This is a genomic window from Okibacterium endophyticum (assembly GCF_054780075.1).
Genome location: NZ_BAAGXA010000005.1, coordinates 672178 through 688992 on the forward strand (window position 1 = coordinate 672178; position 16815 = coordinate 688992).

The 16815-nt window shown below is 63.7% G+C and carries 14 protein-coding genes and 2 tRNA genes; 11 read left to right on the forward strand and 5 right to left on the reverse strand.

All coding sequences use genetic code 11. The features are described from left to right. The first annotated feature begins 19 nt into the window (after nucleotides 1–19). Genes ACYVF5_RS07460 through ACYVF5_RS07475 form a run of 4 tightly spaced genes read left to right on the forward strand, consistent with a single transcriptional unit; the run spans nucleotide 20 to nucleotide 4770 of the window. Nucleotides 20–1333 carry an MFS transporter gene (locus ACYVF5_RS07460; RefSeq protein WP_460944871.1) on the forward strand — a complete coding sequence of 438 codons (1314 nt, stop codon included), beginning with the start codon at nucleotides 20–22 and terminating at the stop codon, nucleotides 1331–1333. Beyond that, a complete protein-coding gene (locus ACYVF5_RS07465; protein WP_460944873.1) occupies nucleotides 1330–2142 on the forward strand; it encodes an SDR family NAD(P)-dependent oxidoreductase in 813 nt (270 codons plus the stop codon). Before ACYVF5_RS07460 ends, ACYVF5_RS07465 begins: the two co-directional genes overlap by 4 nt. Beyond that, the gene (locus tag ACYVF5_RS07470) at nucleotides 2139–3014 is read left to right on the forward strand and encodes an SDR family NAD(P)-dependent oxidoreductase (protein ID WP_460944875.1); all 876 of its coding nucleotides are present in this window, start codon (nucleotides 2139–2141) and stop codon (nucleotides 3012–3014) included. The genes ACYVF5_RS07465 and ACYVF5_RS07470 overlap by 4 nt, the downstream gene beginning before the upstream one ends. A 22-nt stretch (nucleotides 3015–3036) precedes the next feature. Beyond that, the gene (locus tag ACYVF5_RS07475) at nucleotides 3037–4770 is read left to right on the forward strand and encodes a thiamine pyrophosphate-binding protein (protein WP_460944877.1); all 1734 of its coding nucleotides are present in this window, start codon (nucleotides 3037–3039) and stop codon (nucleotides 4768–4770) included. A 331-nt stretch (nucleotides 4771–5101) separates the two neighbouring features. Here ACYVF5_RS07475 and ACYVF5_RS07480 read toward each other — a convergent pair. Further along, nucleotides 5102–5172: transfer RNA gene (locus ACYVF5_RS07480), tRNA-Gly, on the reverse strand. Between the two features lie 158 nt (nucleotides 5173–5330). Between ACYVF5_RS07480 and ACYVF5_RS07485 the strand changes: the two genes are divergently transcribed. From ACYVF5_RS07485 to ACYVF5_RS07510, 6 genes are all read left to right on the forward strand, one after another. Continuing rightward, nucleotides 5331–5408: transfer RNA gene (locus ACYVF5_RS07485), tRNA-Pro, on the forward strand. A 55-nt stretch (nucleotides 5409–5463) separates the two neighbouring features. Further along, complete coding sequence (gene tig, locus ACYVF5_RS07490; protein WP_460944879.1) at nucleotides 5464–6810, forward strand: trigger factor; 1347 nt, start codon at nucleotides 5464–5466, stop codon at nucleotides 6808–6810. Between the two features lie 189 nt (nucleotides 6811–6999). After that, a complete protein-coding gene (locus ACYVF5_RS07495; protein WP_460944881.1) occupies nucleotides 7000–7584 on the forward strand; it encodes an ATP-dependent Clp protease proteolytic subunit in 585 nt (194 codons plus the stop codon). A gap of 29 nt (nucleotides 7585–7613) precedes the next feature. Next, the gene (locus ACYVF5_RS07500; protein WP_460944883.1) at nucleotides 7614–8279 is read left to right on the forward strand and encodes an ATP-dependent Clp protease proteolytic subunit; all 666 of its coding nucleotides are present in this window, start codon (nucleotides 7614–7616) and stop codon (nucleotides 8277–8279) included. Between the two features lie 147 nt (nucleotides 8280–8426). Continuing rightward, nucleotides 8427–9704, forward strand: coding sequence for an ATP-dependent Clp protease ATP-binding subunit ClpX (gene clpX / locus ACYVF5_RS07505; RefSeq protein ID WP_460944885.1), 1278 nt, complete (start codon nucleotides 8427–8429; stop codon nucleotides 9702–9704). Between the two features lie 24 nt (nucleotides 9705–9728). Then, nucleotides 9729–10493, forward strand: coding sequence for a hypothetical protein (locus tag ACYVF5_RS07510; protein WP_460944887.1), 765 nt, complete (start codon nucleotides 9729–9731; stop codon nucleotides 10491–10493). Between the two features lie 20 nt (nucleotides 10494–10513). Here ACYVF5_RS07510 and ACYVF5_RS07515 read toward each other — a convergent pair whose 3' ends face one another. Further along, nucleotides 10514–12562 carry a M3 family metallopeptidase gene (locus ACYVF5_RS07515; protein ID WP_460944889.1) on the reverse strand — a complete coding sequence of 683 codons (2049 nt, stop codon included), beginning with the start codon at nucleotides 12560–12562 and terminating at the stop codon, nucleotides 10514–10516. A gap of 75 nt (nucleotides 12563–12637) precedes the next feature. Here ACYVF5_RS07515 and ACYVF5_RS07520 point away from each other — a divergent pair, with 75 nt between their 5' ends. Beyond that, nucleotides 12638–13444 carry a methyltransferase domain-containing protein gene (locus ACYVF5_RS07520; RefSeq protein ID WP_460944891.1) on the forward strand — a complete coding sequence of 269 codons (807 nt, stop codon included), beginning with the start codon at nucleotides 12638–12640 and terminating at the stop codon, nucleotides 13442–13444. Between the two features lie 61 nt (nucleotides 13445–13505). On the opposite strand, the gene ACYVF5_RS07525 is transcribed toward ACYVF5_RS07520, so the two are convergent. From ACYVF5_RS07525 to valS, 3 genes are read right to left on the reverse strand one after another with little or no spacing between them, the layout of a single operon-like run. Next, nucleotides 13506–13769 carry a hypothetical protein gene (locus ACYVF5_RS07525; protein ID WP_460944893.1) on the reverse strand — a complete coding sequence of 88 codons (264 nt, stop codon included), beginning with the start codon at nucleotides 13767–13769 and terminating at the stop codon, nucleotides 13506–13508. A gap of 2 nt (nucleotides 13770–13771) precedes the next feature. After that, nucleotides 13772–14221 (reverse strand): GNAT family N-acetyltransferase, encoded by a 450-nt coding sequence (locus tag ACYVF5_RS07530; protein ID WP_460944895.1) that lies wholly within the window; start codon nucleotides 14219–14221, stop codon nucleotides 13772–13774. Next, nucleotides 14221–16815 carry a valine--tRNA ligase gene (gene valS / locus ACYVF5_RS07535; protein ID WP_460944897.1) on the reverse strand — a complete coding sequence of 865 codons (2595 nt, stop codon included), beginning with the start codon at nucleotides 16813–16815 and terminating at the stop codon, nucleotides 14221–14223. Before valS ends, ACYVF5_RS07530 begins: the two co-directional genes overlap by 1 nt.

A 16815-nucleotide genomic window follows, 5' to 3' on the forward strand; every position in this document is an offset into this window, starting at 1 on the left:
CACCGAGCACAAAGACAGCATGAAAAAGGTCGTAGCCGCGAGCCTGATCGGCACGACCATCGAGTGGTATGACTTCTTTCTGTACGGGTCAGCAGCCGCACTGGTGTTCGGCATGCTGTTCTTCCCAGAGAGCGAGCCGCTGGCGGGAACGTTGCTGGCGTTCGGGACCTATGCGATCGGATTCCTGGCCCGCCCCTTGGGTGGTGTGGTTTTCGGTCACTTCGGCGACCGGGTAGGGCGCAAGAAGATGATGGTCATCAGCCTCATGATGATGGGCACGGCCACCGTGGCGATCGGGTTGCTGCCGACGTATGCGACGCTCGGTGTCGCGGCGCCGATCCTCTTGTTGGTGTGCCGACTGATCCAGGGATTCGCCGTGGGCGGTGAATGGGGTGGAGCCGTGCTGATGATCTCAGAACGTGGCGACCCGCGCCGACGCGGTTTCTGGGCATCCTGGCCGCAGGCCGGCCTGCCGGCTGGCCAGGCGTTGTCGGTGGCCGTTCTGGCCGTCCTTGCGGTGACCATGGAGGACGAGGTCTTCAACGCGTGGGGTTGGCGCGTGCCATTCCTGCTCTCCGGCGTGCTGATCATCGTGGGCTTGTGGATCCGCTTCTCGATTTCCGAGTCGCCCCTGTTCCGGGAAGCACAGGAAAAGGCAGAACAGAGCAAAGACAAGGCGCTTCCGTTGTTCATGGTGCTCAAGTACTACCGCCGCGAGGTGCTGCTGGCCATGGGCTCACGATTCTGCGAGAACGTTACCGGCTACCTGTTCACCGCTTTCGTTCTCGTCTATGGAACCCAGCAGGCAGGGCTTGAGCGAGAGCAGATCCTGCTCGGCGTCTTCATCGGTTCCCTGTTCCACATCGCGGCCGTGCCGTTCTGGGGAGCGATGTCGGATCGCGTCGGACGGCGACCCATCATCATTTTCGGTGCTGTGGGTGTATCGGTATGGGGCTTCGCCATCTTCCCCCTGATCGCGACCGACTCGACGTTCTTGGCGATTGTCGCGATCTCTGTGGCCCTGATCCTGCACGGTGCGATCATTGGCCCGCAGGCCGCGTTCGTGTCTGAGCTCTTTGGTACCAGCGTGCGTTTCACCGGTGCGTCGATAGGCATCCAGTTCGCCTCGATCTTCGCTGGTGCCTGGGCGCCGATGATCGCTGTCGCATTGCTCGCGGCCTTCGGCTCTCACGTGCCGATTGCCGTCTATGGTGCTCTGGCCGGTGCGGTCACCGTGATCAGCCTTCTGCTCGCACGGGAAAGCGCCAACACGGACTTGGCGTTCGACCGTGGCAGCGCACACGAGACAAGCGAACGGGAGATCAATCGATGAGGCATCTGGCGGGAAAGACCGCGGTGGTCACAGGGGCGGCGAGCGGCATAGGCCTTGCCCTGACCGAACTGCTTATCGATGAAGGCGTCCGGGTCGTTCTCGCTGACATCGACCAATCCGCCCTGGACGCGGAAGTGGAAGGCCTCAGGTCGAACGGGGCCTCGGTGACCGGTGTCAGGACGGATGTGTCCGACGAAGAGTCCGTCTCCGCACTGGCTCAGCAGGCTCGTGATGCGTTCGGGCCGGTACACCTGCTGTTCAACAACGCGGGGGTTGGCCCGGGAGGGGCCGTGTGGGAGACCCCCCGAAACGTTTGGCAATGGGTTCTTGATGTGAACCTGTGGGGTGTGATCAACGGGATCAAGGCCTTCGTACCCGACATGATCGCCCAGGGCGAGGGGCATGTCATCAACACGGCTTCGGTATCGGGGCTCCGAGGAAGCCCCGGCATGGGAGCGTACTGCGCCTCCAAACATGCGGTCGTGGGGCTGTCACAGTCCATGCACCTGGATCTGGAGCTGGAGAACACGGAGGTGAAGGTATCGGTTCTGTGCCCGGGCTTCACACGCACCAATATGAACGCCTCGGGACGCAACTGGTCAGCAGACCGCTACGGCCCTGCGCCCGACGAGGGACTTGACCCCGGTCATCCCATGACAAGAGATGCCTTCCTGGCGCGAATGGACGACGGGGCCATGGACCCGGCGGCAGTCGCTGAGCTGACACTCGAGGCTATCAAGCAGGACAAGTTCTGGGTGCTGCCCGATCCCTCGTTCGAATCTAGCATTCCGGAGGCACTGAGACGATGACGAGTACAACAGGGAACAATCGTTTCGAGGGCAAGACGGCCGTGATCACGGGCGCTGCCAGCGGCATCGGGTTCGAACTCGCACGTCTGGCGGCGTCGCGGGGGATGCGCGTCGTCCTGACCGACGTGGAAGAGGCACCATTGGAGCAGGCGACACACACGATCCGATCCAGCGGATCACGTGCCACGGGAATCGTCTGCGATGTCTCTGACCGGGCCTCTGTCGTCTCAATGGCGGAGCACGTGTCTCGTGAGGTAGGCGTACCCTGGCTTATCGCCAACAACGCCGGCGTCGGCTTCGGCGGGCGGTCGTGGGAAATGCTTCCGGAAGCCTGGGAATGGTCGATCGGCGTCAACCTCATGGGGGTCGTGCACGGCATCCAGGCCTTTCTACCCGGACTCGTGGAGCGCAACGAGGGCATCGTCCTCAATACCGCGTCGATGGCCGGACTGGTCACCGCGCCGGGCAGCGTGCACTACGCGGCAGCCAAACATGCGGTGGTCGGGCTCAGCGAGGCCCTCTACCGAGAGTTGAAGTTCGAGAACTCCGGAGTGGGTGTCACGGTGCTCTGTCCCGGGCTGACGGACACGCGCATCGGAACGGCCGCCCGTAACAGTCCCGGTGCGCTGAAAGGTCAATTGCCGCGCAGCATCGCGGGGAACATGCCGGATGATGATGCGAACCGCATGGACCCGAACGATGTTGCGGCATGCGCCTTCGCGGCCATGGAGCGGAGACAGTTCTGGGCGTTGCCCCATGTGAACGACTACAAGGAATCTCTCCGAAACCGCGTCAGTCAGATCGTGGAATGCAGAAATCCAGACGACAGCAGCGCGGATCCCGTGCTCCAATCAGCGGCTCGTCGCGCCTGAAAAACTCGAACGAAGGAACCACATGAATCGGATACCGGCTGGGCAGGCGATCGTCAACGCTCTCGTTGCCGAGGGAACAGAATATGTGTTCGGGATGCCCGGAGGGCACGTCCTGGGAATCTACGATGCCATCCACACCACGGAGGGCATTAGAAGCATCCTCGTGCGCCATGAGCACACCGCTGCATCCATGGCAGCCGCCCACGCCCAGTTGACCGGGCAGCCGGGGATCGTCCTCGTGACCGCAGGGCCGGGTGTGACCAACACCCTCACCGCCGTGGCCGAGGCCTTCGTAGGAGCCCTGCCGATGATCGTCTTGGCCGGCCGCGGGTCGACAGCCACCGCTTATCGGGGCGCCAGCCAAGAGATCCCTACCGACCGGGTGTTCGCCCCCATCACCAAGTGGTCAACTCGAGTCGACCGCGCCGAGCTGCTGGCAGATGTGATGCGACAGGCTTTCTCCATCGCCCGCAGCGGCAAGCCCGGGCCGGTGCTGATCGACATCCCGCGCGATCTGCTCACCGAATCCGTCTCGGACAAACAGTACATTCCCGTCGGCAAGCCGGCGCGGATCCGACCCGACCGGGACGCGATCCGTCGCGCAGCCACCGCTCTGGAAGCGGCAGAGAGACCGATCATCGTCAGCGGCGGGGGAGCCATCGGCTCGGAAGCGTCGGAGGCTGTCCGCTCACTGGCCGAGAAGATCGCTGCCCCCGTGATCACCAGCCTCGCCGGACGTGGAATCGTGCCCGAAGACCACCTTCTGGCAGTAGGCGGACTGGGTGCTCACCGCAACCCTGTGTCTAAACGGCTGCTGCAGGAAGCCGATGTCGTCTTGGGCCTGGGAACCCGATTCGAAGAAATGGAGACCAACTGGCAACCCGGCGCCCTGCCCGCCGCAACCGCTACGTACATTCAGGTCGATATCGACCCAACGGAACTGGGCAAGAGTACTCCGGCGGCCATCCCCATAGTCGGCGATATCCGCGCGACCGTCGAAGACCTCCTCGCCGTCCTCAACACGCCTGAGAAGACGATCCTGCAACGGCAGAAGGACATCCATCCCCGGATGCAGGCCGAGCTGGCCTCGCTGGAACGCGAGATCTCCGCGATGGCGGACGACGATTCCCTGCCGATCAACCCGGTTCGGGTCATCCGAGCAGCACGTGAGGTGTTCCCGCGTGACACGATCCTGGGTGTGGACGTCGGTGCTCTGGCCCAACACATCGGCGGAGCCTTCCCCTACTTTCCGGTTTTCGAAGCGCGTTCTACGATCGTTCCGTCGAGCTTCTACGGGATGGGATTCGTCAGCGCGGCGTTGCCTGCCGCACGTCTGGCGCACCCGTCCCGCCCGGCACTCTGCTTCGTGGGGGACGGATCATTCCAGATGTCCATGAGCGCCCTGCCGGTGGCTGCAGACTACGGGTTGCCCGTCACATGGTGTGTCCTCAACGACGGCGCCCTCGGATCGATATGGGACATTCAGCACCACAGCTTCGAGAACAGGATCGTGGACACTGAGTTCGGCTTCCAGCCCGATTTTGCCGCTTTGGCCGCCTCCTGCGGCTGCTACGGCGAACAAGTTATGGACCCCCAGGGGGTGACGGCGGCCCTGGAACGCGCCCTGGAAGCCAACAACAACGGTACGCCCGCGGTACTTGACTTCTCCGTCGCCCGGCTCCGCCTGCCCCAAACCAAGGAACACTACTTCACGACATTCCCTCAAGAACACGCACCTCAAGAAAACACTCAATAGAAGGGCAGGTGCCGTCCGGTGGTCATGCAGATCTGTCCCTGAGCGCCAGCTCCAGGCCATCGACTCGATCGTCCAGGAGACGGCCAACGCGGGGGCCGGGTCGTCGCCGGAGGCTCCGGCGACGGCCTCTTCACATCAACGAGATGACGGTCGCGGACGAGGCCAACGCGCTGTTCGGCGGACGGGTGCATCCGGCACCGGGTCCCGTTTCGGCGGCGCCACTGCCAACCTCGAGGCGTTCACCGAGACGCAGTGGATCACCATCAGCCCGGATGTCCCGTACTACCCGTTTTGACCAGACTTCGGTCGGACTGATCTGTTTTAACAGAAGAGGGGATGACGGGAATCGAACCCGCACCATCAGTTTGGAAGACTGAGGCTCTACCATTGAGCTACATCCCCGTTTCGCCATCACCTGGCGAACGGCACCAGATTATCGTAGTACAGCTTGGAGCCGATCGTGACAGCCCGCGTGCGAAGAACACGGCAAACGTCCATGTAGACTGTCCGAGGTCAATTCGCTGGTCATGCTGTGCGAAATTGTCCACCGGCTTGGGTGCCGGGGCGTAGCTCAGCTTGGCTAGAGCGCCCGCTTTGGGAGCGGGAGGTCGCAGGTTCGAATCCTGTCGCCCCGACCAGTCGAATCCTCAGATCGAGGAAGAACTTCCATCAACCTCAGGAGAACATCTCATCGTGAAGTCCACGGTCGAAACGCTCAGCCCGACTCGAGTCAAGCTCGCCATCTCGGTGACGCCAGAAGACCTGAAGCCGAGCATCGCGCACGCTTACGAGCACATCGCCGAGCAGGTGAACGTTCCCGGGTTCCGCAAGGGCAAGGTGCCGCCGCCCATCATCGACCAGCGCGTCGGCCGTGGTGCTGTCATCGAGCACGCGGTGAACGAGGGCCTCGACGGGTTCTACCGTGCAGCTGTCGAGGAACACGGCATCCGCACACTCGGCCGGCCTGAGGCGGACATCGCCGAGTGGCCGAACGAGAAGGACTTCTCTGGCGACCTGCTCGTGAACATCGAGGTCGACGTTCGCCCAGAGGTCACGCTTCCGAACTACGACGACATCACGATCGAGGTCGAGGCCGCAGAGGTCACGGACGCCGACGTGACAGAAGAGCTCGACCGCCTTCGCACCCGCTTCGGCACGCTCGTCACCGTCGATCGGCCGGCGAAGACGGGCGACTTCGTGCAGATCGACCTCATCGCGACGATCGACGGCGAAGAGGTCGACAACGCCACGGGCATCTCATATGAAGTCGGCTCGGGCGACCTCATCGAGGGCATCGACGAGGCACTCGAATCGCTGACGGCCGGCGAGACGACAACGTTCACGGCGCCGCTCCTCGGCGGAGAGCACGAGGGCGAGACCGCCGAGATCACCGTCACCGTGGGTGCGGTCAAGGAGCGCGAGCTGCCGACCGCCGATGACGACTTCGCTCAGATCGCCAGTGAGTTCGACACCATCGACGAGCTGACCGAGAGCCTCAAGGATCAGGTCAGCCGCCAGAAGGTCTTCGCACAGGGCAACGAGGCGCGCACCAAGCTTGTCGACAAGCTCGTTGAACTCGTCGACATCCCGGTGCCGGCCAAGCTCGTCGAAGACGAGGTCGAGCGCCACCTCGAGGGCGAGAGCAGGCTCGACGATGCTGAGCATCGCGCCGAGGTCACGGAGTCGAGCGAGAAGACGTTCCGCCAGCAGCTGCTGCTAGACGCCGTTGCCGAGGCCGAAGAGGTCAAGGTCAGCCAGGACGAACTGACCCAGTACCTCATTCAGGGTGCGTCGCAGTACGGCATGGAGCCGGGCGAGTTCATCAAGGTTCTCGACCAGAACGGACAGATCCCGTCGATGGTCGGCGAGGTCGCCCGCAACAAGGCACTCGCCATCGTGCTCGGCAAGACCAAGGTCGTCGACACGGCCGGAGCACCTGTCGACCTGACCGATTTCATCCCGTCGGCCGACGAAGAGGCTGAAGAAGCCGAAGAGTCCGGTGCAGAGGCGACGGACGAGAACGCGGCAGACGACAAATAGCAGGTTTCCACCGCACATGACGACGAGCGGATGCCGGGGAGAACTCCCCGGCATCCGCTCGTTTTCGTCTCGCCATACGCTGACCGCGCTGCGCAGGCCGAGTGAATCTGCCCACGGCGAACAGCGACTCGTGACGACTCAGGCTCCACTAGATTCGATATCAAGCGATTACGCAGAACGGAGCTCGACATGGCCGAACCGACACTGGGACCCAGTGTTTTTGACCGACTTCTGAAAGACCGCATCATCTGGCTCGGCTCAGAAGTGCGCGACGAGAACGCAAATGAGATCGCAGCCAAGCTGTTGCTGCTCGCTGCAGAAGATTCCAAACGTGACATCTTTCTGTACGTGAACTCGCCCGGCGGTTCGATCACAGCCGGCATGGCGATCTATGACACCATGCAGTTCGTGCCGAACGACATCGTCACCGTGGGCATCGGCATGGCTGCATCGATGGGTCAGCTGCTGCTCACAGCAGGCACCAAGGGCAAGCGCTACATCACCCCCAACGCGCGCGTTCTGCTGCACCAGCCGCACGGCGGATTCGGTGGCACGGCGAGCGACATCCAGACCCAGGCGCAGTTGATTCTCGACATGAAGAAGCGCCTGGCCGAGATCACCGCCGCTCAGACGGGCAAGACCGTCGAGCAGGTCAACCGAGACGGCGACCGCGACCGCTGGTTCAACGCACAAGAGGCGCTGGAGTACGGTTTCGTCGACCACATCCGCGAATCGGCGTCAGACGTCGCCGGCGGCGGCGGAACAGAACAGTAACCGGCAGCCAGAGAACAGGACGAAAGACCATGGAGACCCCCACCTTCGCCGCCGCCGGCCGTGCCATTCAGGCGCCCGGCGCCAGATACATCCTGCCGAGCTTTGAAGAGCGGACTGCGTACGGCTACAAGCGGCAGGACCCGTACGCAAAGCTCTTCGAAGACCGCATCATCTTTCTCGGTGTGCAGGTCGACGACGCGTCGGCAGACGACATCATGGCCCAGCTGCTCGTGCTCGAGAGCATGGACCCCGACCGCGAGATCGTGATGTACATCAACTCGCCAGGTGGCTCGTTCACCGCGATGACAGCGATCTATGACACGATGCAGTACGTCCGGCCCGACATCCAGACGGTGGTGCTCGGTCAGGCCGCATCGGCCGCAGCGGTGCTCACCGCCGCGGGAACGCCCGGCCGCCGCCTCGCGCTGCCGAACGCCCGCATCCTGATCCATCAGCCCGCCGTCGGCGAGGCCGGCCACGGACAGGCGTCTGACATCGAGATCCAGGCGGCAGAGATCATGCGGATGCGCACGTGGCTCGAAGCGACGCTGTCGCGTCACTCGAACCGCAGCCCGGAGCAGGTGAACAAAGACATCGACCGCGACAAGATCCTCTCTGCCGACGAGGCGAAGGAATACGGTCTCATCGATCAGGTGCTGACCAGTCGCAAGAACGCTCTCGCGCTCACGAGCTGATTCGTGCAACCATGGGGCGCTCAGGGATCGCATCGGTTGTGTGTAACAACTCGGTGACACCCTGAGCGCCTCTTGCGTGGTCTGGTCGGTGGTTCGGGTTAGGCTCGCAGTAGGCATTCGCCCAAAGACACGTGAGGAGACGGACTGATGGCTCGGATCGGGGAAAGCGCCGACCTGCTCAAGTGTTCGTTCTGCGGCAAAAGCCAGAAGCAGGTACAGCAGCTTATTGCAGGACCAGGTGTGTACATCTGCGACGAATGCGTCGAGTTGTGCAACGAGATCATCGAGGAACGTCTCGCTGAGGCCGGCGAAGAGGCATCGGCTGATTTCGAGCTTCCGAAGCCCAAAGAGATCTTCGGGTTTCTCGAGGAGTACGTCATCGGCCAGGAGAAGGCGAAGCGGGCGCTCGCGGTGGCCGTGTACAACCACTACAAGCGCGTGCGTGCGCGCAACACCCTGGCGAGTGCAGACACGATCGCAGACGACGTCGAGATCGCCAAGAGCAATATCCTGCTGATCGGTCCGACCGGCTGCGGAAAGACCTATCTCGCGCAGACCCTCGCGAAGCGCCTCAACGTGCCGTTCGCCGTCGCCGATGCGACAGCGCTCACCGAGGCGGGCTACGTCGGCGAAGACGTCGAGAACATCCTGCTCAAGCTCATTCAGGCGGCCGACTACGACGTCAAGCGGGCTGAGACCGGCATCATCTACATCGACGAGGTCGACAAGATCGCGCGCAAGGCCGAGAACCCGTCGATCACCCGCGACGTCTCCGGAGAAGGCGTGCAGCAGGCGCTGCTCAAGATCCTCGAGGGAACCGTCGCCTCGGTGCCACCCCAGGGCGGCCGCAAGCACCCGCACCAGGAGTTCATCCAGATCGACACCACAAACGTGTTGTTCATCGTCGCCGGTGCGTTTGCGGGTCTCGAAGAGATCATCTCGTCTCGAGCGGGCAAAAAGGGAATCGGTTTCGGCGCCCCTCTTCATTCGAAGGGCGACGACTTGGAGCTCTTCAGCGAAGTCCTTCCAGAAGACCTGCACAAATTCGGTCTCATCCCCGAGTTCATCGGGCGTCTCCCCGTCGTCACCACCGTCACGCCTCTCGACCAGTCCGCGCTTATGGAGATCTTGACGGTGCCGAAGAACGCCCTGGTGCGTCAGTATCAGCGTATGTTCGAGATCGACGGGGTTGAACTCGAGTTCGACGCAGACGCCCTCGAGGCGATCGCCGACCTGGCTGTCTTGCGCAAAACCGGCGCACGCGGGCTTCGGGCGATCCTCGAAGAGGTGCTCGGGCCCATCATGTTCGAGGTCCCGTCGACAGAAGAGGTCGCGCGGGTCGTCGTCACAAAGGAAACCGTGCTCGACAACGCGGCGCCGACGATCGTGCCGCATCCCGCACATCGCCAAGAGAAGTCCGCGTAGCATCAGCGCAAACCGGGCCGGGGCATGAACCAGATCAGCACCTGGCGGCGCATAGCCGTCATCGTCATCGTCGTCTCGCTCGCTCTCACCGCGCTCGTGGGCATCGTCGCCCTGTTCTCGGGGGAGTTCGGCGAGATCCAGGGCAAGATCCTGCTGACAACACTGATCGTCGCCGGGTTCAGTGTGCTGGCGCTCTGCAACCTGACGATCGTCGAGCGACGGGTCCGGATCGTCGGGTTCGTGGGTGCGGCCCTGACCGTGGTCACGTTCGTGCTCGGGCTGACACTCATCTGGGCCGGCTGGGAGAATGACCTGTCGGGGGTTTTTCGCGCGTTTGCGGCATTCGGCGTCGTCGCGGTGGCGTTCGCCCAGGCAAGCTTGCTTCTGGTCGTCACCGAGCGGGGCACGCCCGCGCTGTCCGTCAGCGTGTACGTGACGCTCGCCCTCGTCGCTCTTGTGGCGCTGATGATCGTTCTGCCGATCGTGACGGACGGCCGGGTGCCCGGTGAGGGAGGAGACACCTATTGGCGGTTCTTCGGCGCACTGGCCATTCTCGACGCGGTCGGCACGGTCACCGTGCCCGTTGTCGCCCTTGTCTCCCGAGCCGGCCGCCGTGGGGTGCAGGCCGCCTCAGAGCAGCCGACGTCGATACAGCTGCCCGGGAATGTCGCGGAACGACTTCGCTCCTATGCCGCGGCGGTCGCCGCGGACCCCGCAGACGTGGCGGCATTCGCTATTTCAGAACACCTCGAACGAAACGAGCCCGCCATACCGCCACGGCGGCCCTGAGCGCCTTCGTGTTCGCGGCGTTATGCGGTGAGCCCGCGACGTTTCACAAGCGGTTCGATGACGGCGTCGCGTCCGCGAAAGTCACGGTAGGCCTCGAGCGGATCTCTGCTGCCGCCGAGACCGAGGAGCCGTGAGCGAAAACGGTCTCCGTTCGCGCGCGTGAGGCCACCGTTCTCGTGGAACCACTCCACAGTGTCCGCGTCGAGCACTTCGCTCCAGATATAGGAGTAATACCCCGCGTCGTATCCGCCCGAGAAGGTGTGCGCGAAATAGGTGCTCGCATACCGCGGCGGAATGGCCTCGTCGTCCAGCCCTGCTGACGCGATCGCCTGCGCCTCGAACGTTTCGACGTCGTTGATGTCGTCGTCTGAGGAGATCGTGTGCCAGGCCTGGTCGAGCAGTGCCGCAGCGAGGTACTCGCTCGTCGCGAAGCCTTCGTTGAACGATGAGGATGCCTGGAGTCGTTCGACGAGGTCTGGCGGCATGGGCTCACCGGTCCTGTGGTGAATCGCGTAGTTCTCGAGCACCTCGGGCCACAGCATCCACATCTCGTTGACCTGGCTGGGGAACTCGACGAAGTCGCGGAAGACGTTGGTTCCGGCGAACTTCGGGTAGGTGACCTGCGCGAAGAGCCCGTGCAGCGCGTGCCCGAACTCGTGGAAGAGCGTGTTCACCTCGTCATAGCTGAGCAGTGTGGGCTCGCCCGCCGCCGGTTTCGGCACGTTGAGATTGTTCACCACGACCGTGGGGTGATCGAGGAGTGAGTTCTGCGAGATCAGCGGGTTCATCCAGGCCCCGCCGCGCTTCGAATCTCGTGTGTAGAGGTCGAGGAGGTAGAGCCCGAGAGGTGAGCCGTCCTCATTGCGCACCTCGAAGATCCGCACGTCCGGGTGGTAGGAGACGAGATCGGGCCTCTCGTCGAACGTGATGCCGTAGAGTGTGCCCGCGGCGAAGAACACACCGCCCTGCAGCACACGTTCGGCCTCAAAATACTCTCGCATCGATGCGGCGTCGACGTGGTACTTCTCTGCTCGCACCTTTTCGGTGTAGAACGCCCAGTCCCACGCTTCGACGGGGCCTGTTTCACCTGCCGTCTCTGCCTGCCTTCGAAGATCTGCCTTCTCTGCGCGGGCGTTGCGCGCGGCTGGCGACGCGAGGCGTGTCAGCATGTCGGCGACGTTCTCGGGTGTCTTCGCCGTTTGGCCTGCGGTCACGTAGGCGGCATGCGACGCGAAGCCCAGCAGACGTGCCCTCTCGGCTCTGAGCCGGACGATGCGGAGCACAAGGTCGCGGTTGTCGAATTGGCCGCCGTGGTTTCCCCGTGAACGCGACGCGTGCATAATGCGTCTCCGCACGTCACGATTCGTGATGCTGGGGAGCCACGGGTGTCCTGTCGGCAGCACGAGGGAGATGAGGTATGCGCCGTCAAGCCCGCGCTCCGCGGCGGCTTGGGCGGCAGCCGAGATCTCACCGGGGCCCAGCCCGTCGAGATCGGCGATGTCGTCGATGACGACGGCGAGTTCGTTGGTGTCTGCCAGAAGATTTTTCTCGAAGCGCGTGGTGAGCGTCGAAAGCTCGGCGTTGATGTCTTTCAACAGCTGTTTGCCCGCGTCGTCGAGTCCGGCGCCGGCACGGGCGAACTCCGTGACGTAGCGCTCGAGCAGGTACCGTGATTCGGTGTCGAGCGAGAGTTCGTCTCGTGCGTCCCACAGCGTTCTGATCCGCGCGTAGAGCACGCTGTCGAGCATGATCGCGTCTCGGTGCGCTGCCAGCTGCGGCGCGATCTTCTCTTCGAGGTCGTTTGTCGTCTCGTTCGAGTCGGCCGAGCTCTTGTTGAAGAAGACAGCTTCGACCCTGCCCAGCATCTGTCCGGAGCGCTCGAGCGGAATCAGTGTGTTCTCGAACGATGGCGGCTCCGTCGTCGAGGTGATATCGGCGACCTCTGCGAGTTGCTCCGCGATCGCTCGGGCGAAGGCAGGCTCGTAATGCTCATCCCTGATCTCGGCAAAAGGAGGCAGCTGATAGGGGAGCTCGCTCGGCTGATCGAAGGGTGTGCGCATATCTGCCATTCGTCCACACTACGGGCAGGCGAGTGCGTCGTCACAGAGCGAGAGCACGTCATTCCCGCGCATATGCTGGATCTCATGGCAATCACCGAACGCTACACACACGGGCACCATGAGAGCGTCATGAGAACCCACAGCTGGCGCACCGTCGACAACTCCGCCGCCTATCTGGCGCCACGTCTTGTGCCCGGTCTCTCGGTTCTCGATGTCGGTTCGGGGCCGGGAACCATCACCATAGACATCGCGCGCCGCGTCGGCACCGCACGTGTGGTCGGGATGGACGCGTCTGACGATGTGACGGCGCAGGCCGCTGCTTTGGCTCGTGCCTCTGACGTCGAGAACGTGGAGTTCGTGACCGGTGATGCCTACCACCTCGATTTCGACGATGACACGTTCGATGTCGTTCACGCACACCAGGTGCTGCAGCATCTGGCCGATCCGGTAGCCGTCTTGCGTGAGATGAAGCGTGTGGTGAAGCCGGGGGGTGTGGTGGCGGCCCGTGACGTCATCTACGCGGCGGCATCCTGGTACCCGCTTCTGCCCGGACTCGAGAAGTGGATGCAGGTGTATCAGGGCGTTGCGCGGTCGAACGGCGGCGAGCCGGACGCCGGGCGATCGCTCAAGGCCTGGGCGATGGAGGCCGGTTTCACACACGTGGAGAGCACGGCGTCGATCTGGTGCTTCTCCACGGATGCCGACCGCGACTGGTGGGGGAGCGCGTGGGCCGATCGTGCCCTGCACTCGAGTTTCGCACCCCAGTCCATCGAGGCCGGTGTCGCCACCGCCGACGATCTGCAGGGCATCTCGCGTGCGTGGAGCGAGTGGGTCGCGCGAAAAGACGGCTGGTACGCGATGCCGCACGGCGAGATCCTCGCCTCACCCTGACCCCGACCGACCGACCGACCCAGAATAGATCCCCCAGAACAGATCCCCTAGAACGGATCCCCTAGAACGGATCCTCGTCGCTCTCGGAACCTGCACCGGATCTCACCGTCGCCGAGTGCGACTCCGGGTGATAGGTGATGTGCGTGCCGTCGTCGAGATCGACGACGGGCAGGCCCTCGAGCCAGGTGAGCGTCCACCGCCACCCCGCGGTGTCCACGTCGTCTGCCTTCAGCTCGTCTTCGACGGTGCGAACGGCGTCCACGACGACGTCGGGCAGAGAGCCCGGGGTGTCGTCTCCGACGCTCCAGCGGGTTCCGAGCTGCATGGCTAGTCTGCCACTGTCATGTCGTAGGTGATCCACTCGGTGCGTGTCGCCATCGAGTCATAGACGAGCTGGGCGACCTCGTTGTCCGGTGCGGTGACCCAGCGGACGATCTGCGCCTTCTCCGCCTGTGCCACGCTCTTCACGTGCTCGATGAGCGCTGTCGCCACGCCGCCGCCGCGTGCTTCTTCTGCGACGAAGAGGTCATCGATATAGAGACCGGTGCCCGCGGCGAGCGGTCGGGCGAAGGTGCGATAGTGCGCGAAGCCGACGAGTTTGCCGTCTTCTTCTGCCAGCGCCGCCCTGACCGTGTGCTCGCCGGTTTCGATCCAGTTCCACACCACGAGGGCTTTCTGGTCGGTGACCGGTGAGTTGTAGAAGTCGCCGTATGCGACGAACAGGTCGAGCCAGATGAAGAAGTCGCTGCTGTTCGCAGTTCTGATCGTGACCGCCATTATGCTCCTTCGCGTTCCGCCGGTGCCAGAATGATATTCCTCACAGCCAGTTCCTGTGCGCTTTCGAACACAAGCGTGTCGATCCTGCCGACTGCTTTGATGTCGTCCTCTGCCAACGTCAGCACAGCCACCTGCGCCTCGGGGCCTGCGATCGTGGCCTGCGAAACAGGGGCCTTCTGCGACGCCTTCGCATCGGTCTTGGCCCGGCGGATGCTGGTCAGGGCTTCACTGGCCAGGCTGAGCAGTGCAGGGTCCCCGTCCGCGGTGAAAGCGAGTTCGTCGTCGTCAGGCCACCGCGTGAGATGAACAGAGCCGTCATTCCACCACGACCAGGCCTCTTCGGTCGCGAACGGAACGAAGGGGGCGAAGAGACGCAGAAGCACGCCGAGCGCTGTGCGCAGAGCCTCGACAGCCGATGCCTGACCGGGGTTGTCAGGGTCGTACGCCCGCTCTTTGACCAGCTCGAGGTAGTCGTCGCAGAACGCCCAGAAGAAACTCTCCGTGAGCTCGAGAGCCCGAGCATGGTCATATGACTCGAGCGCGGCCGATGCGTCTGCGACGACGGCACGGAGTGTCGCGAGCATGCTGAGGTCGATGGCTTCGGTCACCATCGACGGCTGGGCGACGTCGAAGGTGAGGATGAACTTCGACGCGTTGAGAATCTTGATGGCCAGGCGCCGCCCGATCTTGATCTGCGTCGGGTTCTGGGGGTCGAAACCGGCGTCTGTGCCGAGGCGAGCGGATGCCGCCCAGTACCGCACGGCATCCGACCCGTGCTTTTCGAGGATGTCGGCCGGGGTGACGACGTTGCCCTTGGACTTCGACATCTTCTTGCGATCCGGGTCGAGGATCCAGCCGGACAGGCCGGCATGCGCCCACGGCTTGTCGCCGTGTTCGAGCACGGACCTCAGCATGGTCGAGAACAGCCAGGTGCGGATGATGTCCTGGCCCTGCGGCCTCAGCGAGAACGGGAACACGACGTCCCAGAGCTCGTCGTCTCGCTCCCAGCCGCCCGCGAGCTGCGGGGTGAGCGACGAGGTCGCCCAGGTGTCCATAACGTCGAGCTCACCGATGAAGCCGCCGGCCGCTCCGCGCTGCTCAGCAGTGAATCCGGGCGCCACGTCGCTCGACGGGTCGACGGGAAGGTTCTCGGGGGCGGCGACGATCGGTGTGTCATAGACGGGGTTGCCGTCTGCGTCGAGGGGGTACCAGACCGGGATCGGCACACCGAAGAAACGCTGGCGTGAGATCAGCCAGTCGCCGCTCAGCCCTCCCACCCAGTTCTCGTATCGCACGCGCATGAAATCCGGGTGCCATTCGAGTTCGCGTCCGAGCTCCAGCAGACGCTGACGCAGCGCCTCGTCGCGCGCGCCGTTGCTGACGTACCACTGGCGCGTCGAGACGATCTCGAGCGGCTTGTCGCCCTTCTCGAAGTACTTCACGGCGTGGGTGATCTTCCTGGGCTCACCGATCAGATCTCCGGATGCGGCCAGAAGGTCGATCATCGCCTGTTTCGCGCTGAACACCGTTTTGCCGGCGAGCTGTTCATACGCGGCCTTTCCGGCCTCGCCGGTGATCACGTCTGGCGCCTCGCCGATGATGCGGCCGTCCCTGCCCATGATGGTGCGGTTGGGCAGGTTCAGCTCGCGCCACCAGACGACGTCTGTGACGTCACCGAAGGTGCAGATCATCGCGATCCCCGCGCCCTTGTCCGGCTGTGCGAGGTGGTGCGCAAGAACGGGCACCTCGACGCCGAACACCGGTGTCGTCACGGTGGTTCCGAAGAGGGGCTTGAAACGCTCATCGTCCGGGTGCGCGACGAGGGCGACGCACGCGGGGAGCAGCTCGGGCCGTGTGGTCTCGATCTCGACCGTTCCGCCGTCTGGCGTGTGGAAGGCGATGCGGTGGAACGCCGCCGGCTGCTCTTTGTCTTCGAGCTCCGCCTGAGCGACCGCGGTCCGGAAGGTGACATCCCACAGTGTGGGAGCCATCGCCTGATAGGCCTCGCCGCGCTCGATGTTCCGAACGAAAGCCAGTTGGCTGGTGCGGATGGCATCGTCGCCGATCGTGCGATAGGTCTGCGTCCAGTCGACGGAGAGCCCGAGCATCCGCCACAGCGACTCGAACTGTTTCTCGTCTTCGACGGTCAGTCGCTCGCAGAGCTCGATGAAGTTGCGGCGTGAGACGGGGACCTGATCGGCAGCCTTGCTGCTCTTGCCGTCGCCGCCCTCGAACGGAGGAGTGAAGTCGGCGTCATACGGCAGTGTCGGGTCACAGCGCACGCCGTAGTAGTTCTGCACGCGGCGCTCGGTCGGAAGACCGTTGTCGTCCCACCCCATCGGATAGAACACCTGCTTGCCGCGCATTCTCTGATATCGAGCAATCACGTCGGTGTGCGTATAACTGAAGACGTGGCCTATGTGAAGCGAACCGGATGCCGTCGGCGGGGGAGTGTCGATCGAATACACGCACTCACGACCCCCCTCGAGAGCCGCGTCCCGGTTGAACCGGAAGACCCCGTCGGATTCCCAGGACCGGCCCCACTTGGACTCGAGCCCCTCGAGTGCGGGCTTCGCGGGCACGTTTGCGGTCAT